The sequence below is a fragment of the Microbacterium sp. ZXX196 genome (assembly GCF_009709595.1).
GTDB classification, from domain to species: domain Bacteria; phylum Actinomycetota; class Actinomycetes; order Actinomycetales; family Microbacteriaceae; genus Microbacterium; species Microbacterium excoecariae.
Window position 1 is genome coordinate 37,267 of the sequence record NZ_WMEE01000003.1, and the last position, 20,653, is coordinate 57,919.

At 73.0% G+C, this 20,653-nt stretch carries 23 protein-coding genes; 13 read left to right on the forward strand and 10 right to left on the reverse strand.

Annotated features, from left to right (window positions below; all coding sequences use genetic code 11):
* Positions 1–20: 20 nt before the first annotated feature.
* The 3 genes from GJQ66_RS15345 (at position 21) to GJQ66_RS03510 (ending at position 3,289) form a co-directional block, all read left to right on the forward strand.
* The gene (locus GJQ66_RS15345) at positions 21–1,814 is read left to right on the forward strand and encodes a DUF4012 domain-containing protein (protein ID WP_155047966.1); all 1,794 of its coding nucleotides are present in this window, start codon (positions 21–23) and stop codon (positions 1,812–1,814) included.
* 76 nt (positions 1,815–1,890) lie between these two features.
* Positions 1,891–2,442 (forward strand): hypothetical protein, encoded by a 552-nt coding sequence (locus tag GJQ66_RS03505; RefSeq protein ID WP_155047967.1) that lies wholly within the window; start codon positions 1,891–1,893, stop codon positions 2,440–2,442.
* A gap of 79 nt (positions 2,443–2,521) precedes the next feature.
* Positions 2,522–3,289, forward strand: a complete 768-nt coding sequence (locus GJQ66_RS03510) for an HAD-IIB family hydrolase (protein WP_155047968.1) — start codon at positions 2,522–2,524, stop codon at positions 3,287–3,289.
* 39 nt (positions 3,290–3,328) lie between these two features.
* On the opposite strand, the gene GJQ66_RS03515 is transcribed toward GJQ66_RS03510, so the two are convergent.
* The 5 genes from GJQ66_RS03515 to GJQ66_RS03535 are packed head-to-tail and all read right to left on the reverse strand — an operon-like array spanning position 3,329 to position 6,633.
* Entirely contained in the window at positions 3,329–4,009 is a 681-nt protein-coding gene (locus GJQ66_RS03515; protein WP_155047969.1) for an endonuclease/exonuclease/phosphatase family protein, read from the reverse strand.
* Between the two features lie 47 nt (positions 4,010–4,056).
* Entirely contained in the window at positions 4,057–4,944 is an 888-nt protein-coding gene (gene truA, locus GJQ66_RS03520; protein ID WP_368732621.1) for a tRNA pseudouridine(38-40) synthase TruA, read from the reverse strand.
* On the reverse strand, positions 4,941–5,639 hold the full coding sequence (gene mtnN, locus GJQ66_RS03525; protein ID WP_368732622.1) for a 5'-methylthioadenosine/S-adenosylhomocysteine nucleosidase: 699 nt from the start codon (positions 5,637–5,639) through the stop codon (positions 4,941–4,943). Before mtnN ends, truA begins: the two co-directional genes overlap by 4 nt.
* A complete protein-coding gene (locus GJQ66_RS03530) occupies positions 5,636–6,121 on the reverse strand; it encodes an S-ribosylhomocysteine lyase (protein ID WP_368732623.1) in 486 nt (161 codons plus the stop codon). Before GJQ66_RS03530 ends, mtnN begins: the two co-directional genes overlap by 4 nt.
* 23 nt (positions 6,122–6,144) lie before the next feature.
* Positions 6,145–6,633 (reverse strand): FBP domain-containing protein, encoded by a 489-nt coding sequence (locus GJQ66_RS03535; RefSeq protein ID WP_155047970.1) that lies wholly within the window; start codon positions 6,631–6,633, stop codon positions 6,145–6,147.
* A gap of 31 nt (positions 6,634–6,664) precedes the next feature.
* Here GJQ66_RS03535 and GJQ66_RS03540 point away from each other — a divergent pair, with 31 nt between their 5' ends.
* On the forward strand, positions 6,665–7,153 hold the full coding sequence (locus GJQ66_RS03540) for a YajQ family cyclic di-GMP-binding protein (RefSeq protein WP_155047971.1): 489 nt from the start codon (positions 6,665–6,667) through the stop codon (positions 7,151–7,153).
* A 120-nt stretch (positions 7,154–7,273) separates the two neighbouring features.
* Positions 7,274–7,936, forward strand: a complete 663-nt coding sequence (locus GJQ66_RS03545) for a GntR family transcriptional regulator (protein WP_155047972.1) — start codon at positions 7,274–7,276, stop codon at positions 7,934–7,936.
* 22 nt (positions 7,937–7,958) lie between these two features.
* On the opposite strand, the gene GJQ66_RS14055 is transcribed toward GJQ66_RS03545, so the two are convergent.
* Positions 7,959–8,120 carry a hypothetical protein gene (locus GJQ66_RS14055; protein ID WP_196215802.1) on the reverse strand — a complete coding sequence of 54 codons (162 nt, stop codon included), beginning with the start codon at positions 8,118–8,120 and terminating at the stop codon, positions 7,959–7,961.
* A 455-nt stretch (positions 8,121–8,575) separates the two neighbouring features.
* Here GJQ66_RS14055 and GJQ66_RS03550 point away from each other — a divergent pair, with 455 nt between their 5' ends.
* The 7 genes from GJQ66_RS03550 (at position 8,576) to GJQ66_RS03580 (ending at position 15,346) form a co-directional block, all read left to right on the forward strand.
* Positions 8,576–9,274, forward strand: coding sequence for an HAD family hydrolase (locus GJQ66_RS03550; protein WP_368732624.1), 699 nt, complete (start codon positions 8,576–8,578; stop codon positions 9,272–9,274).
* Between the two features lie 5 nt (positions 9,275–9,279).
* Positions 9,280–10,284 (forward strand): phosphate/phosphite/phosphonate ABC transporter substrate-binding protein, encoded by a 1,005-nt coding sequence (gene phnD / locus GJQ66_RS03555; protein ID WP_155047973.1) that lies wholly within the window; start codon positions 9,280–9,282, stop codon positions 10,282–10,284.
* A gap of 17 nt (positions 10,285–10,301) precedes the next feature.
* Entirely contained in the window at positions 10,302–11,132 is an 831-nt protein-coding gene (phnC, locus tag GJQ66_RS03560; RefSeq protein WP_368732625.1) for a phosphonate ABC transporter ATP-binding protein, read from the forward strand.
* Positions 11,129–11,926, forward strand: a complete 798-nt coding sequence (gene phnE, locus GJQ66_RS03565; protein ID WP_368732626.1) for a phosphonate ABC transporter, permease protein PhnE — start codon at positions 11,129–11,131, stop codon at positions 11,924–11,926. Before phnC ends, phnE (GJQ66_RS03565) begins: the two co-directional genes overlap by 4 nt.
* Positions 11,923–12,747, forward strand: a complete 825-nt coding sequence (gene phnE / locus GJQ66_RS03570; RefSeq protein ID WP_155047974.1) for a phosphonate ABC transporter, permease protein PhnE — start codon at positions 11,923–11,925, stop codon at positions 12,745–12,747. The genes phnE (GJQ66_RS03565) and phnE (GJQ66_RS03570) overlap by 4 nt, the downstream gene beginning before the upstream one ends.
* 19 nt (positions 12,748–12,766) lie before the next feature.
* Positions 12,767–13,585: a MurR/RpiR family transcriptional regulator gene (locus GJQ66_RS03575; protein ID WP_155047975.1), complete on the forward strand. Its 819-nt coding sequence runs from the start codon at positions 12,767–12,769 to the stop codon at positions 13,583–13,585.
* Positions 13,586–13,795: 210 nt separating this feature from the next.
* Positions 13,796–15,346: a DEAD/DEAH box helicase gene (locus GJQ66_RS03580; RefSeq protein ID WP_155047976.1), complete on the forward strand. Its 1,551-nt coding sequence runs from the start codon at positions 13,796–13,798 to the stop codon at positions 15,344–15,346.
* Positions 15,347–15,460: 114 nt separating this feature from the next.
* Here the strand turns inward: GJQ66_RS03580 and GJQ66_RS03585 are convergent, their stop codons facing one another.
* Genes GJQ66_RS03585 through GJQ66_RS03600 form a run of 4 tightly spaced genes read right to left on the reverse strand, consistent with a single transcriptional unit; the run spans position 15,461 to position 19,284 of the window.
* Positions 15,461–16,834, reverse strand: coding sequence for a pyridine nucleotide-disulfide oxidoreductase (locus GJQ66_RS03585; protein WP_155047977.1), 1,374 nt, complete (start codon positions 16,832–16,834; stop codon positions 15,461–15,463).
* Between the two features lie 39 nt (positions 16,835–16,873).
* Positions 16,874–17,935 (reverse strand): polyprenyl synthetase family protein, encoded by a 1,062-nt coding sequence (locus GJQ66_RS03590; protein WP_368732627.1) that lies wholly within the window; start codon positions 17,933–17,935, stop codon positions 16,874–16,876.
* A gap of 43 nt (positions 17,936–17,978) precedes the next feature.
* Entirely contained in the window at positions 17,979–18,701 is a 723-nt protein-coding gene (locus GJQ66_RS03595; protein ID WP_368732628.1) for a demethylmenaquinone methyltransferase, read from the reverse strand.
* Positions 18,702–18,729: 28 nt separating this feature from the next.
* Positions 18,730–19,284, reverse strand: a complete 555-nt coding sequence (locus GJQ66_RS03600; RefSeq protein ID WP_155047978.1) for a DUF402 domain-containing protein — start codon at positions 19,282–19,284, stop codon at positions 18,730–18,732.
* Positions 19,285–19,352: 68 nt separating this feature from the next.
* On the opposite strand from GJQ66_RS03600, the gene GJQ66_RS03605 reads away from it, so the two are divergent.
* Positions 19,353–20,615, forward strand: coding sequence for an isochorismate synthase MenF (locus GJQ66_RS03605; RefSeq protein ID WP_368732629.1), 1,263 nt, complete (start codon positions 19,353–19,355; stop codon positions 20,613–20,615).
* The last annotated feature ends 38 nt before the right edge of the window (positions 20,616–20,653 follow it).

The window sequence follows — 20,653 nt, forward strand, 5'->3', positions numbered from 1 at the left end:
CCCTGGCGTATCCTGTGCCGGTGCCTTCGCCCTCCCGCCCGTCCACCCGCCGCGTCGCCGGACGCTGGGTCGCCGGGGTCCTCGCCGCCCTCCTGCTGATCTTCGTCGCGGGCGCCGTGTGGGTCGGGATCCGCGCCACCGAGGCAATCGACCACGTCGAGCGCGCGCAGGAGATCGCGGGCGACATGGGCGCCTCCCTCGCCGCCGACCCCGCCGCGCTCGCCGACACGGTCGACGACATCGCCGCGGAGACGTCCCGGGCCCGCGAGCTGACGGCGGACCCCGTCTGGCGCGCGTACAGCGCGCTGCCGTGGATCGGCCCGCAGCTCGGCGCCGTCACAACCCTGACGGACGCCCTCGACACCGCGGTCTCCGGCGCCGTCGCGCCGCTCGCGACGACGTTCGCCGACGTCACGGGCGGGCTGTTCTCCCCCGACGGCGACGCGATCGACCTCGCGCCCCTCGCGAGTTCCGCCGAGACGGCCCGCGCCGCGAACGCCGAGGCCCAGCGCGCTGCGGCGGCGGTCGCCGCGGTCGACACGGCGCCGCTCGTGAAGCCGCTGCGCGAGGCCACGGCCGAGGCGGGCGAGCAGCTGGACCGCGTCGCCGACGTCACCGAGGCGCTCGAGAACGCGACGAATCTCTTGCCCTCGATGCTCGGATCCGACGGGCCGCGCGACTACCTCCTGCTCGCCCAGAACAACGCCGAGTGGCGCTCGCTCGGCGGAATCGCCGGCAACGTCATCCACCTCACGGCGGACGCCGGGCGCATCGAGATCGCCGACCAGGTCGCGGGCGGATCGTTCGGGAAGGTCACAAGCGCGGCGGACGTCGCCACCGACGAGCTGCGCCAGATCTTCGGCGACGACCCCGAGTCGTACATGCAGAACGTCACTCAGGTCCCCGACTTCGCCGTCTCGGCCCAGCTCGCGACCGCGATGTGGCAGGCCGAGTACGGCGGCGAGGTCGACGGCGTCATCGCGCTCGATCCTGTGGCGCTGTCCTACCTCGTCGGCGCGGTCGGCGGCGTGGAGCTCCCCACGGGCGGCACGGCGACCGAGGAGACGCTGGTGCCCATGCTCCTCAGCGACCTCTACGCCCAGATCACGGTCCCCGCGGAGCAGGATGCGGCCTTCGGCGCCGTCACCGCCGCCGTCTTCGACGCCGTGATGAGCGGATCCGGCTCCCCCGCCGCCATGATCGAGGCGCTCGCGCGCGCCGGATCCGAGCGCCGCGTCCTCGTCTGGAGCGCGGACGCCGACGAGCAGGCCGTTCTCGCGGAGACGACGCTCGCGGGCGGGCTGCCCGAGACCGACACGGACACGACGGCGGTCGGCGTGTACCTCAACGACGGCACCGGCTCGAAGATGGACTACTTCATGGAGGCGGCCGCGGGCGCCGCCTGGTGCAGCGCCACCGACCAGGCGCGGTTGTCGGTCGGCGTCGAGCTCACGAGCGCCGCGCCCGCCGACGCCGCGACCGTGCTGCCCGACTACGTCCTCGGATCCGCCGCGGGCACCGAGACGATCGGCGGGGTCGAGGCCGGGATGACGCGCACGGTTGCCTACGTGTACCTGCCCGAGGGATCCTCCCCCGGGGACATCGCAGCGAGCGCGGGAGACGCCGCGATCCTCGGCACGCACGAGGGCCGCAGCGTCGTCGCCTGGACGACGGTGCTCGCCCCCGGCGAGACCGCGCGGCTCGACGTCGCGACGACCGCGCGTCGCACGGGCGCGATCGACATCGTTTCGACACCCACCGTTCACCCCGGTGAAATATCGCGACTTGACTCTCCTTGTGGGTCTCCTGAATAATTGACCGGACCGAGATGTGCGTCGTTTCTGGTTCCCCGGGGGCACGCGGACACCACAACGTGAGGATCCACACCGCATGAAAACTTTCTCCATCAAGAAGGCCACCGCGGCGCTCGTCGTCGCGGGCGCCCTCGCGATCGGCTCGCCGGTCGCCGCCAACGCCTACACTCCGTCCACCGATGGCATCGTCGTCAGCGGCGCCATTACGCCGGGCGGCACCGTGACCTTCTCGTTCTCCGGTTTCACGCCGTTCGAGTCCGTCAGCATCACGATCACCGGCCTTGCCGGCGCGAGCTTCGCCTCGGCCGCGGGCGACTCCATCACCACGACCACCGAGGCCGACGCCGACGGCGTCGCCACGGTCACGCTCGCGCTGCCCGAGGGCGCGTCGGGCGACTTCACCGTCACGGCCGTCGGCCTCGAGAGCGGCGTCACGCAGTCGCAGACCTTCACGGTCGACACGGCGACCGCGGGCGGCACCAGCACGGCCGGCGACGACTCGCTCCTCGCCACGGGCAACGACGTCACCTCGGGCCTCGGCCTGTGGGTCGGCGGCGGCGCGCTCGTCCTCGCGGGCGGCGCGATCGTCGTTGCTTCCGCGGTGCGCAAGCAGCGCGAGACGAACTAATCTCGGTACCCTGGAAGGGCCCGTCGGCGTCTGGCCGCCGGGCCCTTTCTCTGTCCGCTCCCCGAACGAATGGCCCCGCATGACCCCGTCGCCGCTCGTCGTCGCCTTCGATCTCGACGACACGCTCGCCCCCTCGAAGTCCCCCGTCGCAGGCCGCGTCGCCGAGCAGCTCGTCGCCCTCGCGCGGCGCGTGGAGGTCGCCATCATCTCGGGCGGGCAGATCGCGCAGTTCCGCGCGCAGGTCGTCGACCGCCTGCCAGACGCGCCCGACGCGCTCGCGCACATCCACCTCCTCCCCGCCTGCGGCACGCAGTACTTCCGTCACGATGGCACGGCGTTCCGCGCGCTCTACGCGCGCGACCTCACCGCCGACGAGAAGGCCCGCGCCCTCGCGGCCATCGAGGAGGAGGCCGTGCGGCTCGGCTACTGGGAGTCCGAAACCTGGGGCCCGATCCTCGAGGACCGCGGATCCCAGATCACCTTCTCCGCGCTCGGGCAGTCCGCGCCCGTCGAGGAAAAGAAGGCGTGGGACCCGACGAGCGCGAAGAAGTCCGCGCTCCGCGACGCGGTCGCCGCGCGGATCCCCGACCTCGAGGTGCGCTCGGGCGGATCCACGTCCATCGACGTCACGCGCAAGGGCATCGACAAGGCCTACGGCATGGAGCAGCTCGCGGCCGAGACGGGCATCGCGCTGGGCGACATGCTGTTCTACGGCGACCGGCTCGACCCCGACGGCAACGACTACCCCGTGAAGGCGATGGGCGTCGCGTGCGTCGCCGTCACGGGCTGGGAGCACACGGCCGAGCTGCTCGACGCACTGATCCCCACCCTCCCCGAGCGGGACTGAGCGCCGCGGGCCCCCGCGCCCCTCGGGCGGCGCGGGGGCTCAGCGGCCGTGGCGCCGGTATTCGGCCTCCACGAGGATCGGCAGGTGGTCGCTGGATCCCTGCGGGAGGGTCGTGACGTCGCCGATCGACAGGCCGCGCGAGGTGACGAAGTCGTAGTGGCCCTTGAAGAAGCGGTACCGCGTGTAGGTGCGCAGGTTGCTCAGGCTGAGGTCGTAGCCGTGCTCGCGCACCTGGTCGCCGAGGCGCTCCTTGAACACGGGGTAGTTGTAGTCGCCGACCATGAAGGTTGGCGTCCCGGGGCCGAGCTGCTCGAGCGCCTGCAGGGCCGAGCGGATCTGGGTGCGCCGCAGCGAGTTCGGGGCCGTGAGCGGCGCCGCGTGAAACGAGGCCATCGTGATCTCGCGGGCCGCGTCGATGTCGAACAGCTGCACGCCGAGCAGCCGCTCGTGCGCGGGCTTGAGCACCATGTCGTGCAGCGACTTCTTCAGCCCGAGCGAGACGGAGTCGACGAAGCGGAACGCGTTCTCGCGAAAGTACAGGGCGAGCCCGAGGCGGTTGCGGTCGGTCGCCGCCGCGAGACGGAGACCGTCGATCCGCGTCGGCAGGTCCTCGACGTTCGCCTCCTGCAGGCACAGGACGTCGGGCTCCCAGCGATCCACGAGCGCGCCGAGCTCGTCGGCCGCCGCGTGCTTGCGCAGGTTGTAGGAAATGACTCGCATCGTGCCCTCACCCTAAGCCCCGCGGGTGCGGGCCGGATAGCCCTTCGCTATGAGCTTCCCATGACCTCGTCGGCGCCGCGCCGCGCGCGCGTCTGATCGGCCCGCGCGGCGAGCTGATCGTCCGCCGGATACCCCACCTCGGCGAGCGTCAGGCCCCGCGCGTCGAGCACCGCGAACGCGCTCGTCCGGGTCAGCTCGTCGCGCAGGCGCGCGACGTCGGCGACCTTGAGGCGGCCCTGCCCGACCGCGACGCACGCGCCCACGAGGGCCCGCACCATCGAGTGGCAGAAGGCGTCGGCGCGCACGTTCGCGACAAGCGCGCCGTCCTCGCCGCGCCGCCAGTCGAACTCGAGGAGGGTCCGGATCGTCGTGGCCTCCTCGCGCGGCTTGCAGTAGGCCGCGAAGTCGTGGAGCCCGACGAGCGAGCGCGCCGCGGCGTCCATGGCCGCCACGTCGAGCCGCGCGCGCACGAGCGTCGTGTCGCGGCGGCGCAGCGGGTCGTAGCCCGCCGTCTCGTCCGCGATCCGGTACGCGTACCGGCGCCACACGGCCGAGAACCGGGCGTCGAAGCCCGCGGGGGCCGAGCTCGTGCGCGCCACGGCGACGTCCGCGTACGGGCGCAGGACGCCCTGGACTCTCCGGGCGAGCGGGGCCACCGGATCCGCCGGTGCCGCTCCTCCCCGCCGCGGGGCCGCCGCGCGCGCGGCCTGCGCGGCGTCGAGGTCGAGGTGCGCGACCTGCCCGCTCGCGTGCACGCCCGCGTCCGTGCGGCCCGCGACCACGAGCCGCGGCTCGCCGCCGAGCACGCGGCCCAGCGCGTCCTCGAGCGTGCCCTGCACCGTGCGCAGGCCGGGCTGGCGGGCCCAGCCGTGGAAGCCGGATCCGTCGTACGCGATGTCGAGGCGGATCCGGCGCCCGCCCGCGTCGTCCGTCACGCCGTGAGCCGCGCGAGCGCGTCGATGACGACCCGGGCCGAGCGCTCGGCCGCGTCGTCGATGTGGGTGGCGAACTCGTCGCCGTCCGGCGCGCAGAGGTCGCTGATCGCGCGGCACGCCGCAAACCGGGCGCCGTGGTTGTGGGCGACCTGCGCGACGGCCGTCGTCTCCATGTCGACCGAGACGAGGCCAGGGAAGTCGGCGCGGAGGCGGTCGGCGATGCCCGTCGTGACGAACTTCTCCCCGGCGCCCATGTCGCCCTCGCGCACGGCGATGTCGCCGACGCGCGTGTCCGCGAGCGCCCGGCGGAGAGCCGGATCCGTGCCGTAGACCTCCGGCATGCCGGGCACCTGCCCGAGCGCGTAGCCGAACGCCCGCGCGTCGGCCTCGACGTTGACGGCCGAGGCGCCCACGACGACCTCGCCCACCCGGACGCCGCGGGCGAGCCCGCCCGCGGATCCGGCGCTGATGAGGACGATGTCGTCGGGGCCGTAGCGGTGGATCGCGCCGGCGGCGGCGTCGGCGGCGTTGACCATGCCGATGCCCGAGCGCACGAGCACGACGGTCGCGTCGCCGAGGACGATGCCTCGGTGCACGGCGCGGCCGACCGCGATGGGGTCGCTCACCTCGCGGGCCGCATCGAGGAAGGGCTGGGCCTCCTCGTCCATCGCGACCTGGATGACGATCGCGGTCACGCGCCGGATCCGTCCGCGAAGACCGTCAGCCACTCGTCGCGGCGGTCGAGGAAGGCGCGGGCGGCCTCCTGCGCGCCGGCGAGCGTGTGGTTCGCGCCCCAGCCGCACTGCGTCTGATTCGCGGCGGGCACGCGGTCGGCGGCCGCGACGTCGGCGAGCGTCGCGGCGACGAGCTCGGCCACCTCGGCCGGCGTGTGCTCGCCGGAGAGGATGAGGTAGAAGCCGGTCTGGCAGCCCATGGGCGAGAAGTCGATGACGCGGTCGGAGTGGTCGCGGCTCTTCTCGGCGAACAGATGCTCGAGCGAGTGCACAACGGGCATCTCGAGGTGGGCGACGTTCGGCTGCGCGAAGCGCACGTCGTACTTCACGATGACGTCGCCCGCGGGCAGCATCTTGCGGTCGGCGAGACGCAGGTAGGGCGCCGCGACGAGGGTGTGGTCGAGGTTGAAGGATTCGACGTTCATGCGGGCGTTGTCGGTCACCCCACCAGGCTACCGGGGTGCGCTCAGCCGCCGTCGCGCACGCGGCGCACGAAGTCGCGCATGCGCCGGGCCGTGTTGTCGATCCGGAAGTCGACGTTCGCGCGGAACTCGCCGGGCGCCAGCGGCAGCGCGAGCCGCACGTTCGTATGGCATGAGATGTCGGCGCACATGTAGGTGCCGATGGTCTCCTCCCGCGCGCCCGCCTCGCCGCCCTTGCGCGCGGCCATCATCGTCACCTGGTTGCCCGGCTGCATCGTGCGGCAGATGTTGCAGATGCCGTTGTAGGCGCGCGACGGCTGCTGCGCGGCGCGGAGGATGATCGCCGTCGGCACGCCGTCCACCTCGGTGACGACGTAGCAGCGCGCGCGGGTCGACGGATCCCGCCAGCCCAGGAAGTCGACGTGGAACCAGTCCACGAGCGGCAGGTCGAGGGGGAGTTCCATGATCTCGAGGTCGCGCTCCGTCGCGTTGACGAAGGCGCCGCGGATGTCGTCGGCCGTCAGCTCCTGCATGATCCGGCCAGTCTAGAAGTAGGATCGCGGCATGGCCGACAGCAGTTTCGACATCGTCAGTGAGATCGACCGCCAGGAGGCGGACAACGCCCTCAACCAGGCGCGCAAGGAGGTCAGCCAGCGCTACGACTTCCGCGGCACCGACACCGACATCGAGTGGTCGGGCGAGCAGATCCTCATCACCGCGAACAGCGAGGACCGCGCGACGGCGGCGCTCGACGTCCTCCAGTCCAAGATGATCAAGCGCGGGATCTCCCTCAAGAGCCTCGATAGCGCGGATCCGTTCGAGAGCGGCAAGCAGGTCAAGATCGTCACGACCCTCAAGGAGGGCATCGCGCAGGACATGGCGAAGAAGATCGGCAAGATCATCCGGGACGAGGGCCCGAAGTCGGTCAAGAGCCAGATCCAGGGCGAGGAGATCCGCGTGAGCTCCAAGAGCCGCGACGACCTGCAGGAGGTCATCGCGCTCCTCAAGGGCAAGGACCTCGACGTGGCGCTGCAGTTCCAGAACTACCGGTAGGTCGCGCGAGGAGGAGGGGCGGCCCCGGCCGCCCCTCCTTCGCGCCTCGCGAGTTGCACGGAGTGCAAGGGGCTTGAACTCTGTTTGCTTTTTGGGACGCGTCCGGGTGAGAATCGCTCGATGGCACACACCGGTGACCACCCCCAGGAGAGAGCCCAGGGCATGTTCGACCCCATCGAGATCGAGAGCCCCCGCCTCAGCGACGCGGCCTTCCGGCACATCGCACTGTCCATCGTGGACGGCCGCCTCCCCCAGGGCGAGCGCGTGCGCGACGAGCAGATCTCCTCCGAGCTCGGCGTCTCGCGCATGCCCGTCCGCGAGGCGATGCAGCACCTCGAGCGGCTCGGGCTCCTCGACGTGCGCGCGAGCCGCTACACCCAGGTCTCGCGGGTCACGGACGCGCAGGTCGCCGACACCCTCGAGTACGCCGGCCACTACGCCGCGATGACCCTGCGCATGTCTCTCGGCCACATGGACGCCCGGGAGCGGAGCGTCCTCGCCGCGTCCGTTGCGGAGATTCGAGATCACTACGCCGCCGACGGGGACGCACCCGCGGCGCGGCTCACCCTCCTCCACCTTCTCCTGCAGCTCTCGAGCAACGAGGTCGCGCGCCGCTTCGCGGGCGACATCGACCTCGTGACGACGCGCAACCTGCACGGCCGCGGCCTGGAAACGCGAGACGGCGAGGAGCTCACCGAACTCCTCGCCGTCTTGCCGGACGCGGTGGCCGAGGGGGACGTCGACACGAGCGAGGCGCTCGTGCGACGGCACTTCGGGGCCTGACCCCCTCCCGGCCGGGCGCTGCCTACCGCCTGCTGCCGCTCACCCTCCGCAGCAGCCACGCGATGACCGCAATGACCGCGATGATGAGGCCGACCCACAGCAGGAACCGCAGCGCCTCGACGGCACCACCCACGACGAGCAGCACGACCGCCGCGATGATGATGATCCACAGGAGAATGTTCATGGCCTCACCATAGGGGCCCGGTTTCGTCGCCGCCAGGGGGTGTGCGATCTGCCCCCGATATCCGCTCCGCACCGGACGAATCGAGGGGATCCGGAGGGTGAACACCGCCCGCGCCAACCGGAATCCCGATCGCTCGCCATACCGATAACAAAGGTGTGAGCCGCTCTCGGAGCGTTCGATACCTTCCAGGGAAGACTTCGCGCGCGCCGCGCGCGACACCAGCCGTGGACGTTTCATCCCAGGTTGCGCCCACGCGCCGCGCTCTCTGGCGCGGTGGGCCCGCCACCAGCCACTCCCTTTGCCGGCCGGAGGCGGGCCATTTTCGTGCCCGCGGGCCCGCACCCCGCGCCCCCGCGCACCCCGATCGCGCCACCAGAAGTTCACCTGCGCGTGACCATTGCGTTCACAATCTCGCCCTAGTTTGGACGCATCGTCCACGACCGCGAGGAGAACGCGTGACATCGACCATCGTCTTCGACTTCGACGGCACCCTCGCCGTCGGCCCCGGCCCCGTCCTGGCATACGCCCGGGCGGTCGCGGAGGGCGCCGACCCCGAGCTGCTGTCCGAGATCGTCGAGGCGCTGGACGCGTTCGAGGAGGACGGATCCGGCGGGTTCCGCGACGGCTACGACGTCGTCGGCACGCTCGCGCACCGCCGTGGGATCCCCGCGCCCGAGGTGCAGGCCGCCTATCGCCGCAGCCGCGCCGCGCTCGGCACGGACGCGTGCCCCGTCGAGGCGGCGCCCGGGCTCACCCGCCTGCTGGGGCGCCTTCCGAGCGGCACGCGCGTCGTGCTCGCGACGAACGCCCCCGCCGACGGCCTGGACCGCGTGCTTGCCGCCTGGGGGCTCGCGGGCCGATTCGACGAGGTCCTCGCCGAGGTCGGCAAGCCCGCCGGCCTCACGCCGATCATCCGGCGCGCGCTCGCGGACGGGCCCGTCCTCGCCGTCGGCGATATCGTCGAGAACGACCTCGCGCCCGCCGCCGCCGAGGGCGCCGCGACGGCGCTCGTCGGCGCCACGTGGCGCACCTCCCCCGCCCCCGCGACGATGCGCGGGCCGAGCATCGGCGACATCGCCGACGAGATCGCCGCCTGGGCGCTCTCCCCCGAGACCCCCGCGCCGTCCGGCGCGGCGACCCCTGCCGAAAGGTGACCCCCATGCGCAAGACCCTGCTCGCACCCGTCGCCGCCGGGGCGCTTGTCCTCGGCCTCGCGGGCTGCGGATCCGCCAGCTCCGGCGACGAGGCCGCCGACGGCGCGTGGCCCGAGGAGATCACGATCTCGCTCGTCCCGTCCGTCGAGGGCGAGGACCTCGCCGAGGCCCTCGACCCGCTCACCTCCTACCTCTCCGAGGGCCTCGGCATCGAGGTCACGGGCGTCGTCGCGAACGACTACACCGCGACGGTCGAGGCGCTCGGCGCCGACCAGGCGCAGGTCGTCATCACCGACGCCGGCTCGCTCTACAACGCCGTCGAGCGCTACGACGCCGAACTAATCCTCCGCGACGTGCGCTTCGGGGCCACGAGCTACGCCGCCGTGGCCTACACGAACGACCCCGACACGTACTGCGAGGACGAGCCGGTCATGGCGACCTACGACGCCAGCGGCATCGAGCTGTCGTACTGCAACGGCACCGAGGAGGCTGCCTCCTCGGCAACCGGCCAGGGCCCCGCGGGCCTCGAGGCGCTCGCGAACGTCGACGGCGCCGCCGTCGCCCTGCAGGCCGCCACGTCGCCGGCCGGGTACCAGTACCCCGTCGTCGCGATGCGCGAGCAGGGCATCGACACGGACGCCGACATCGAGCAGGTCCCCGTCGAGGGCAACAACAACGCCGTGCTCGCGGTCGCGAACGGCGACGCCGAGGTCGGCTTCGCCTACTGGGACGCCCGCACCACCGTGACCGAGGAGGTCCCGGACATCGCGGACAAGGCCGTGGCCTTCGCGTACACCGAGATGATCCCGAACGGCGGCGTCGCCGCCTCCTCCACGCTCCCGGGCGACCTCGTCGCCGAGCTGACGACCCTGATGGACGACTACGCCGACTCCTCCGAGGAGGCCGCCACGGTCATGTTCGACCTTGTGGGACTCTCGGATTGGACGAGCGAGACCGCCGACGAGGAGATCACCCGCTACGGCGAGATCCTCGAGCAGTTCGCCAACTGATCACGAAAGAGCGCTGCGTGCACGCGAACGATTCCGCGCGAGCGGAGGCCGGGACCACCCCGGCCTCCGCGTCGTGGCCCGTCACCCTCGACCGCGTCTCGGTCACCTACCCGGGCGGCACGGCCGCCCTGCGCGGGGTCTCGCTCGAGATCCCCGCGGGCGAGATGGTCTCGGTCGTCGGGCTGTCCGGATCCGGCAAATCCACCCTGATCCGGACGATCAACGGCCTCGTGCCCGCGACGAGCGGATCCGTCCGCGTCGGCCCGCACACCGTCACGGGCCTCAGCGGCCGCCGCCTGCGCGAGCTGCGCGGCCACGTCGGGATGATCTTCCAGGGCTTCAACCTGGCCGAGCGCGTCGACGTGTACCGCAACACGCTCGTCGGCCGCTTCGCGCGCCAGGGCGCCGTGCGCGCGCTGTTCGGGATCGCTTCGGCCGAGGACCGCCGGATCGCGCTCGAGGCGCTGGAGGCCGTCGGCATGCTCGAGAAGGTCTGGACGCGCGCCGGATCCCTGTCGGGCGGCCAGAAGCAGCGCGTCGCGATCGCGCGCGCCCTCTCGCAGCAGCCGAGCGTCATGCTCGCGGACGAGCCGGTGGCGAGCCTGGATCCGCCCACGGCGCACGCCGTCATGGCCGAGCTCGAGCGCATCAACGTCGAGCGCGGGCTCACGGTGCTCACGAACCTGCACCTCATGGACCTCGCGCGGGACTACACGACCCGCATGATCGGCCTGCGCGCCGGCGAGATCGTCTACGACGGCCCGGCCGCGGACGCCACGGACGCCGACTTCGAGGAGATCTACGGGCGGCGGATCCAGCCGCAGGACCGCCTCGGGAGATCCGCGTGACGGCGCCCGCGCTCCCTCCCCGCCCGCGCACCTGGCCGCGCCGCGCCCTCGTCGCGGCGGCGCTCGCGACGTTCACGGTGCTCACCTGCCTGCCCGCGATCGGCGGCGTCGAGCTCGATCTCGCCTCGATCGCGCGCAACTGGCGCAACGGCGCGGAGAACCTCGCGCGCTTCCTCCAGCCCGACTGGGCGTTCCTGCCGCGGACGATCGGCCCCATGCTCGAGACGCTGCAGATGGCGCTGGTGGGCGCGGCCGCCGCCGCGATCTGCTCCGTCCCGCTGACCCTGTGGGCCGCGCGGCCCACGAACCCCTCGGCGCCCTCTCGCGCCGTCGTCCGCGGAGTGATCAACGTCGTCCGCGCCGTCCCGGACCTCGTCTATGCCACGATCCTCGTCGCGCTCGTGGGCGTCGGCGCCCTCCCCGGCCTGCTGACCCTGTTCCTCTTCGACCTCGGCATCGTCGTCAAGCTCGTCTCCGAGGCGATCGACTCGGCCGAGCACCCCTACCTCGAGGCCGCGCGCGCCGCGGGCGCCACGCAGGGCCAGGCGAACCGGCGCCTCGCGCTGCCCGAGACGCTGCCCCTGTTCGCCAACCAGTGGCTCTACGCCCTCGAGCTGAACGTGCGCATCTCCGCCATCCTCGGCATCGTGGGCGCGGGCGGCATCGGCCGCCTCCTCGACGAGCGCTTCGGCTTCTACGCCTACGACGACGTGTCGATCATCATCCTCGAGATCCTCGTCGTCGTCATCGCCATCGAGTTCTGCTCGAACGCCCTGCGCCGGAGGCTCACATGAACGCCCCCGGATTCGCGCTCCCGCCGCGGCCCTCCCGCGCGCCTCAGCTGATCACCGCCGGCGCCGCCGGGATCCTCATCCTCGCCGCCACCGCGGGCCTCGGCGCCGACTGGGCCGAGCTCGCCGCGCTGCCCGGCGCGGCGTGGGAGTACGCGCAGCTGATGTTCGCGCCGCCGAACCTCGAGAAGCTGCCCCGCGCGCTCTTCGAGACGTGGCGCTCGATCTCGATGGCGTGGCTCGGCGCGCTGCTCTGCGTCGTCGTCTCCGTCCCCCTCGGCATGCTCGCCGCCCACGGCACCGGTCCAGCGTGGCTCCGCGCGGGCCTGCGCGGCCTGTTCGCCGTGATCCGCGCGTTCCCGGAGGTCATCATCGCGCTGATCCTCCTCACGGTCACGGGCCTCACGCCCTTCACGGGCGCGCTCGCCCTGGGGATCGCGGGCATCGGCACGCAGGGCAAGTGGGTCTACGAGACCGTCGAGTCGCTGCGCGCCGACGCCGCCGAGGCCGTCGCCGCGGCCGGCGGCGGGCGTGTCGCCATCATCCGCTGGGCGCTGTGGCCCGCCGCGCTGCCGGCGATCGCCTCCTTCGCGCTGTACCGGTTCGAGATCAACATCCGCATGTCGGCCGTGCTCGGCCTCGTCGGCGCGGGCGGCATCGGGAGCATGCTGGCGAACTACACGAACTATCGTGAGTGGGACACGGTGGGGATGCTCCTCATCGTCGTCATCGTCGCGACCATGCTCGTCGACGCCGTCTCCGGCGCCCTGCGCCGCCGCATCATGGAGGGGACCCGCTCCCGTGGCCTGGCAAGGATCCGCTGACGCACCGCCCACCGCGCGCATGACTGCGCTCGCCCCGTCCCTGCACGCGGGCGAGCTGCGCGTCGCCGAGGCGATCGCGGGCGACCTCGCCTGGACCGTCGAGCGCACGGCGCAGGAGATCGCCGACCACGTCGGCGTCGGGCGCTCCACCGTCGTGCGGCTCGCGCAGGCGCTCGGCTACGACGGCTACCCGCAGCTGCGGGTCGCGGCCGCGCGCGAGCTGGCCCTCGGATCCCCGGATGCGGACCCCGCCGACGGCACGCTCCTCGGCGGCCTCCGCGCGAGCGTCGACCGCTTCGCCGCCCGCGTCGTGCACACCGTCTCCGGCGTCACGGAAAAGTCTCTCGAGGTCGTCGTCTCGGCGCTCGACGAGGCCGGCCGGGTGCTCGTCGTCGCGAACGGGCTCTCCTCGCCCCTCGGCCTCGACGTCGTCCTGCGCCTCACGGCCGCGGGGCGGCCCGCCGAGCTCCTCCCCGACGCCCTCGCGCAGCGCATCGCCGCGCGCCAGCTCGGGCGGACGGACGTCTGCCTCGTGATCTCCGGATCCGGCGCCAACGACCAGACCCTCCTGGCGCTCGCGGGCGCGCGGGAGGCGGGCGCCCGGGTTCTCGCCATCACCTCGTTCGCGCGATCCGCCGTCGCCGAGGCCTCGGACACCGCGCTCATCGTGCCGCCCGTGAACGACTCGTTCCGCGACGAGCTCGTGCACACCTCGCGCGCCGCGCTCATGCTCGTGACCGAGGCGCTCGTCGACGCCGTCACGGCCCGCCGCGGCGACCGGGGCCGGGCCGCGCGCGCCGCCGTGCTCGCCGAGCTCGGCACCGCGATCCGGGAGTAGCGGCCCGTCCGGTAGGATGAACGCGGGCCCTGGGCGCGAGACGCGTCCGCGCCCGTCGTCGCGGCTGACCTGAGCACCCCGCTCGGCCCGCAATCTTCCGTGGCGAACACGATTCGGCATCCGCCGCTTTCGCCCCTCCGCATCGTCGCCCTCGTCCCCTTCGCGCGCCCGCGCAGGACGCGGATCCGCGGTGCCCATCGAGAGACACTCATGACATCTGCCTCCCCGTCCTTCGCCGACCTCGGCGTTCCCGGCTTCCTCTGCGACGCGCTCGTCGCCGAGGGCCGCCCGACCCCCTTCCCGATCCAGCAGGAGACGCTGCCCTCGACGCTTGCGGGCCGCGACGTCCTCGGCCGCGGCAAGACCGGATCCGGCAAGACGCTCGCCTTCGCGATCCCGCTCGTGGCGCGCCTCGCGGCGGGGTCGCTGACGGGCCGCCCCGGCTCCCCCGTCGCCCTCGTGCTCGCCCCGACGCGCGAGCTCGCGACCCAGATCGCGAACGTCGTCACGCCGCTCGCGGCCGCCGCGAACCTCACCGTCACGACCGTGTTCGGTGGCGTCTCGCAGAAGCCGCAGGAGGCCGCGTTCCGCCGCGGCGTCGACATCGTCGTGGCCTGCCCCGGCCGCCTCGAGGACCTCATCGGCCAGAAGGTCGTCTCGCTCTCCCGCGTCGCGATCACGGTGCTCGACGAGGCCGACCACATGGCCGACCTCGGCTTCCTGCCGGGCGTGACGCGCCTGCTGTCCCAGACGCCCGCGGGCGGGCAGCGCCTGCTGTTCTCCGCGACGCTGGACAACGGCGTCGACAAGCTCGCGAAGCGCTTCCTGTCGGATCCCGTGAGCCACTCGATCGACTCGGCCTCCTCGCCCGTGCCCGACATGACGCACCACGTCTACGAGGTCGAGACGGCGGAGGAGCGCACCGCGCTCATCCGCACGCTCGCCTCGGGCACGTCGAAGCGGATCCTCTTCTCCCGCACGAAGCACCAGGCCAAGCGGCTCGCGAAGCAGCTGACGGCGTCGGGAATCCCGGCCGTCGACCTGCAGGGCAACCTCTCGCAGAACGCGCGCGACCGGAACCTCGCCGCGCTCGCCGACGGCAGCGTCAAGGTGCTCGTCGCGACCGACGTCGCGGCGCGCGGCGTGCACGTGGACGGCATTGACCTCGTCGTGCACATGGATCCGCCCGCCGACCACAAGGCATACCTGCACCGCTCGGGCCGCACGGCCCGCGCCGGGGCGTCGGGCGACGTCGTCACGATCCTCCTGCCGTCGCAGCGCGCCGACGCAAAGCAGCTCCTGCGCCGCGCGGGCATCCAGGCGAAGCCCCGCGTGGTGACGGCGGAGAGCCCCGAGGTCGTCGAGCTCGTCGGCGAGCGCGCCGCGCACGTCCCGCCCGTCGCGGGCGGGCCCGGATCCGGCAACGCCCCCGCCGCGGGGCAGACCGGCGGCGGCCGCTCGCAGGGCGCCAACGCTCAGCGCAAGCGCGCCGCGCGCGAGGCCCGCGGCGCCGAGACCGGCCAGGGCGGCCGCGGCGGTCAGGGCGGCGGACGCGGCCAGGGCGGCGGACGCGGCGGACAGGGCGGCCGCCGCGGACAGGGCGGAGGTCAGTCCGGCCAGGCCGGAGGCCGCGGCGGTCACGCGGGCGCGGGCCAGTCCGGCCAGCGCCAGGGCGGCGGTCAGCGCCAGGGCGTGGCCTCGACGGGTGGCCAGGCCCAGACGGGCGGCCAGCGCCGCCACCGCCGCGCGAGCGCCCGCTAACCCCCGCCGCTCCGGCCCCCGGCGCACCACTCAAGCCGCAAGTCCACAATTCTCCGGCAATTCTCCACGGTATACCGTGGAGAATTGCCGGAGAATTGTGGACTTAGGGGGGGGTTACTCGCCCCGGGAGACCGCGATCATCTCGTCGCGGGGGACGACCTTGATGCGCTCGCGGCCCTCGGCCTCGCCGAGGGACATCTCGTGCGCGTCGAGGCGGTGCCAGCCCTCGAGGTCGGTCCACGCCACGCCCCGCTCGGTGAGGAGCCGGTCGATCGCCTCCTCCGACGGATCCTCCGGGCGCCACCACGAGCCCTGATCGTTCACGAGGTGCGTGACCGTCTCCATGGCGTCGCTCTTCGTGTGCCCGATAAGGCCCACGGGGCCGCGCTTGATCCAGCCCGTCGCGTAGACGCCCGGGAGAATGTCGTTCGAGTCCTCGGCGAGCACCTGGCCCTCGTGGTTCGGGATCACGCCGTGGCGGTCGTCGAATGGCACGCCGGGCAGCGGGGATCCGAAGTATCCGATCGCCCGGTACAGCTGGCCGAGCGGGATCTCGCGCATCTCGCCCGTGCCGACGACGCCGCCGGCGCCGTCGGCCTTCGTGCGCTCGTAGACGAGCGACGCGACGTTGCCGTCGGCGTCCTTTTTCACCTCGACGGGCTTGGCCCAGAAGTGCAGGTGGAGGCGGCGCGACGCCTCGCCGCCCGCGCCGTTCGCGCTCGGCAGCTCGCGCCACTTTTGCAGCACGCGGTCGATGACCTTGACCTGCTTGTTCGTCGCGATCGCGTCCTTCGACGCCTCGTCGTAGTCGAAGTCCTCGTCGTAGACGACCATGTCGACATCGTTCAGCTCGCCGAGCTCGCGCAGCTCGAGCGGCGTGAACTTCACCTGCGCGGGCCCGCGGCGGCCGAACACGTGCACGTCGGTGACGGGCGAGGCCTTGAGGATCTCGTAGACGTTGTCGGGGATCTCCGTCGGCAGCAGGTCGTCGGCGTGCTTGGCGAGCACGCGCGCCGCGTCGAGCGCGACGTTGCCGTTGCCGATCATGCCGACGTGCGCGGCCGTGAGCGGCCACGTGCGGGGCACGTCCGGGTGCCCGTCGTACCAGCTGACGAAGTCGGCCGCGCCGTAGGACTCGCCCGCATCGATGCCGGGGATGTCCAGCTCCGCGTCGCGCACCGCGCCCGTCGAGAAAATCACCGCGTGGTAGTGCTTCTTCAGGTCGTCCAGCGTGATGTCCTCGCCGAAGCGGACGTTGCCGAAGATCCGGATGTCCCCGCGGTCCAGCACGTCGCGCAGCGCGTTCACCACGCCCTTGATGCGCGGGTGGTCGGGGGCGACGCCGTAGCGCACGAGGCCGTAGGGAGCGGGGAGGTGCTCGAACAGGTCGATCGACACGTCGAAGCTGCGCTCGGTCTTGAGGAGGATGTCGGCCGCGTAGATTCCGGCGGGGCCGGCGCCGACGATGGCAAGACGAAGCTTGGTCATGTGGTGCGGAACTTTCTCTTCAGGGGGCGGGTTCGAGCGTCAGCTCGAGCGATCGGCCAGCTGCCGCGCGAATCGGGTCAGCGCCTCGCGCACCGTGCCGCGTGGCAGGTCGGACAGGGCGTCGACCGCCTCGTTCGTCCAGCTCATCGCGAGCTCGTGCGTCCGGGCCGTCACGGCGTGGTCCCGCAGCTCGGCGAGCTCGGCGTCGAGGATCGCCGGATCCGCGCCTTCGCGGATCCGCTCGACGCCCTCGTCGATGCGGCGCGTCAGGTCGCGGTCTCGCGGATCCGTGCTCGCCTGGAGCAGGAGGTAGGGCATCGTCACGACGCCGGCGCGCAGGTCGGTGCCCGGCACCTTGCCCGTGTCCCCGGGGCTCGCCGAGAGGTCGATCACGTCGTCGGCGAGCTGGAACGCCACGCCGACCTTCTCGCCGTAGGCCTTGAGCGCCTCGCGGTGGTCGCGCGTGGCTCCCGAGAAGTGGGCGCCGGCCTGCGCGGCCGCGGCGATGAGGGATCCGGTCTTGTCGGCGAGGACCTGGATGTAGAAATCGATGGGGTCGTCGCCCTCGGCGGGCCCGACCGTCTCGTGAAGCTGGCCCATCACGAGGCGCTCGAACGTCTCGCTCTGCAGGTCGACGGCGTCGGCGCCGTGGCGCCCCATGACCCGGCTGGCGCGCGCGAGCAGGAGGTCGCCCGCGAGGATCGCCGTGGAGTTGTCCCACACCTTGTGCGCGGCGGGGACGCCGCGGCGGCGGTCGGCGCCGTCCATGACGTCGTCGTGGTAGAGCGAGCCGATGTGCATGAGCTCGAGGGCCACGGCCGCGTCGCGCACGGCGTCGGTCATGCCGTCCCCGAGCTCGGCCGTGAGGAGCACGAGCATGGGGCGCACGCGCTTGCCGCCCGCCTCGTACAGGTAGCGGCTCATGGCGTCGACGAGCGGATCCGCGGATCCGAGCTCGGCGGCGATCGCCGCCTCCACCGCCTCGAGGCCGGTCTCGAGGGTCTCCGCGAGGCGCCGGGCGCGGGGCCCGACGAATACGCGGTCGCTCAGACCGAATCGGCTCGCCAGTTGCGAGCCCGTCGCTGCGGGGCTCGAAGTCACCCGACCAGCCTACCCGCGGCCCGGGGTCCTGTGACGCCCCGTGTCACGCGGCGGCGGCCTGGGCCTTCCGCGCGCGGTGCAGCGCGACGATCCCGCCCGTGAGGTTGCGGTGCTCGACGCCCGTCCACCCCGCCTCGCGCATCCACGCGGCGAGCGTCGCCTGGTCGGGCCACGCCTGGATCGACTCGTTGAGGTAGTCGTACGCGTCGCCGTTCGATCCCACGAGGCGCGCGACCCGCGGCAGCACGCGGTCGTTGTAGAAGCGGTACAGCGCGCGGAAGGCCGCGTTCGGCGGGGTCGAGAACTCGTTGATCACGACGCGCCCGCCCGGCTTCGTCACGCGGAGGAGCTCCCGGAGCGCGCGCTTCGGGTCGTTCACGTTGCGGAGCCCGTACGACATCGCCACGGCGTCGAACTCCGCGTCGCCGAACGGCAGATCGGTCGCGTCGGCCTCGACGAAGCTCAGGCCGCGCACGTCGCCGTAGCGGCGGCGCCCCTCGGCGAGCATGCCGGGCGAGAAGTCGGCCGCGACGACCTGCGCGCCCGAGCGGGCAAGGGACAGCGACGAGCGGCACGTCCCCGCGGCGAGGTCCAGGATCCGCTCCCCCGGCTCCGGGGCGACCGCGGCGGTCGTGGCGCGGCGCCAGAGGGCGTCGAGCCCGAAGGTCATCGCCACGTTCGTCAGGTCGTACCGCTTCGCGACCTGGTCGAACATGCCGCTGACGGTCCGCGGATCCTTGCTGAGGTCTGCGCGCGAGGAAGTCACGTCTGGGAGTCTACGGCGGCCGGCCGGCTCAGAGATCCAGCTGCGCGAGGACCTCGAACCACGGGTGCGTCGTCTCCTCGTTGAAGGGCGCCTCGCGGGCGATCACGCGGTCCCGGATCTCGGGGGTGATCTTTTCCAGGCGGTTGACGACGTGGAGCGGGTAGCCGTACTCGACCCGGTGCTCCTCCCACTCGTCCTCGTCGTCGATGTAGACGCCGCGCGCGTCCGTGCGCCGCACGACGTCGAGGTCCATGTCGATCGCGGTCGGCTCCGCCCCGTCCCACCGCACGTCCCACGCGATGTCGATATAGATGCGCGTGCGCTGCGGCGGCGCATTGACCGTAAGCAGCCACTCCGCGCCGTGATCGCTGCCCGGCTCCGGATCCGGCAGCAGCATGACGCACGACGCCTTCAGCAGCGTGTCGCGGCCGGGGCGGTGGCTGCGCCAGCCCGGGCGCTGTCCAAACCACGCGCCCCACTCGTCGCGCCCGAGGTAGACCACGTCGTGCACCCAGTGCGGCCCGCCATCCCACTTGCGCCAGTTGATGTGGAGCCGGGTTCCGGGAGGGGCCTGCGTGGTCATCCCTCGACCATATGCCGCCGCGCCCGCTCCCAGGCGGAATGAACCCGCTCCTCCCTAGGATCGGGGATGTGACCGAACCGCTCTCGCTCCCCCGCCTCGTCGCCACGACGCGCGAGATCGCCCCCGAGGACACGCTGCTGTACGCCGACCGGACGGATCCGCTCGTGTGGGCCCGCCGGGGCGAGGGCATGGTCGCCGCGGGGCCGGACCTGCTGCATATCGACGTCGCCGAGGACGGCCGCATCGCGGCGCTCGCCGACCTGTGGCGCGCGATCTCCCAGGCCACGGACGTCGACGACGAGGTCCGCCTCGCGGGCACGGGCCTCGTCGGCTTCGCGGCGCTCGCGTTCGACGACGACTCGGCCGCGCCGTCCACCCTCATCGTGCCGTCGACGATCATCGGGCGACGGGCGGGGCGGGCCTGGATCACGCGGATCCGCGTCGACGGGCGCGCGGGCGAGATGGCGGATCCGCTCCCCCAGCCGCTCGGCCCCTCCTGGTCCGCGACCCTCGGGCCCGGCCGGATGGATCCCGAGGCCCACGAGCGCGCCGTCCGCGCCGCCCTCGCGGCGATCGAGGACGGCGAGGTGTCAAAGGTCGTCATCGCGCGCGACCTCGTCGGGACGATCCCCGCGCACGCCGACCTGCGCCGCCTCGTGCGCGCGCTCGCGGCGGACTACCCCGACACGTGGACCTACGCGGTCGACGGGGTCGTCGGGGCGAGCCCCGAGACGCTCGTGACGGTGCGGGACGGATCCGTCACGGCGCGCGTGCTCGCCGGCACGCGGCCGCGCGGGGCCAACCCGGCCGAGGACGACTCCGTGCCGTTCGAGCTGTCCACGAGCCCCAAGGACCGCGCGGAGCACGCGTTCGCGGTCGAGAGCGTCCTGGCCGCGCTCGGGCCGCACACCTCGGCGCTGGAGGCACCGCGGGATCCGTTCACCCTGGAGCTGCCGAACCTCTGGCACCTCGCGACCGATGTGCGCGGCGAGCTGTCGGGCGGCGCCTCCGCCCTCGACATGGTGCGGGCGCTGCACCCGACCGCGGCGGTGGCGGGGACGCCGACGGCGGGCGCGCGCGCCGCGATCCGCCGCATCGAGCCGTTCGACCGCGGGCGCTACGCGGCGCCCGTCGGGTGGATCGACGGCAACGGCGACGGCGAGTGGGCCATCGCGCTGCGCGGGGCGCAGTTCGGGCCCGTGCCCGAAGACGGGCCGACCCGCTCCGTGACGGCGCACGCGGGCGGCGGCATCGTTGCCGGATCCGTCCCCGAGGCGGAGCTGCTCGAGACGCGCGTGAAGTTCCGCCCCATCGTCGACGCGCTGGCGTAGCGGCGGCGGGGCGGCCTCCGCCGGGCACGCCCCCCCGA

Bases quoted from the DNA above. Each gene is read 5' to 3' on its own strand.
- GJQ66_RS03505 (WP_155047967.1), top strand. From the start codon at position 1,891: ATGAAAACTTTCTCCATCAAGAAGGCCACCGCGGCGCTCGTCGTCGCG.
- GJQ66_RS03510 (WP_155047968.1), top strand. From the start codon at position 2,522: ATGACCCCGTCGCCGCTCGTCGTCGCCTTCGATCTCGACGACACGCTC.
- GJQ66_RS03515 (WP_155047969.1), bottom strand. From the start codon at position 4,009: ATGCGAGTCATTTCCTACAACCTGCGCAAGCACGCGGCGGCCGACGAG.
- GJQ66_RS03535 (WP_155047970.1), bottom strand. From the start codon at position 6,633: ATGCAGGAGCTGACGGCCGACGACATCCGCGGCGCCTTCGTCAACGCG.
- GJQ66_RS03540 (WP_155047971.1), top strand. From the start codon at position 6,665: ATGGCCGACAGCAGTTTCGACATCGTCAGTGAGATCGACCGCCAGGAG.
- GJQ66_RS03545 (WP_155047972.1), top strand. From the start codon at position 7,274: ATGGCACACACCGGTGACCACCCCCAGGAGAGAGCCCAGGGCATGTTC.
- GJQ66_RS14055 (WP_196215802.1), bottom strand. From the start codon at position 8,120: ATGAACATTCTCCTGTGGATCATCATCATCGCGGCGGTCGTGCTGCTC.
- phnD (WP_155047973.1), top strand. From the start codon at position 9,280: ATGCGCAAGACCCTGCTCGCACCCGTCGCCGCCGGGGCGCTTGTCCTC.
- phnE (WP_155047974.1), top strand. From the start codon at position 11,923: ATGAACGCCCCCGGATTCGCGCTCCCGCCGCGGCCCTCCCGCGCGCCT.
- GJQ66_RS03575 (WP_155047975.1), top strand. From the start codon at position 12,767: ATGACTGCGCTCGCCCCGTCCCTGCACGCGGGCGAGCTGCGCGTCGCC.
- GJQ66_RS03580 (WP_155047976.1), top strand. From the start codon at position 13,796: ATGACATCTGCCTCCCCGTCCTTCGCCGACCTCGGCGTTCCCGGCTTC.
- GJQ66_RS03585 (WP_155047977.1), bottom strand. From the start codon at position 16,834: ATGACCAAGCTTCGTCTTGCCATCGTCGGCGCCGGCCCCGCCGGAATC.
- GJQ66_RS03600 (WP_155047978.1), bottom strand. From the start codon at position 19,284: ATGACCACGCAGGCCCCTCCCGGAACCCGGCTCCACATCAACTGGCGC.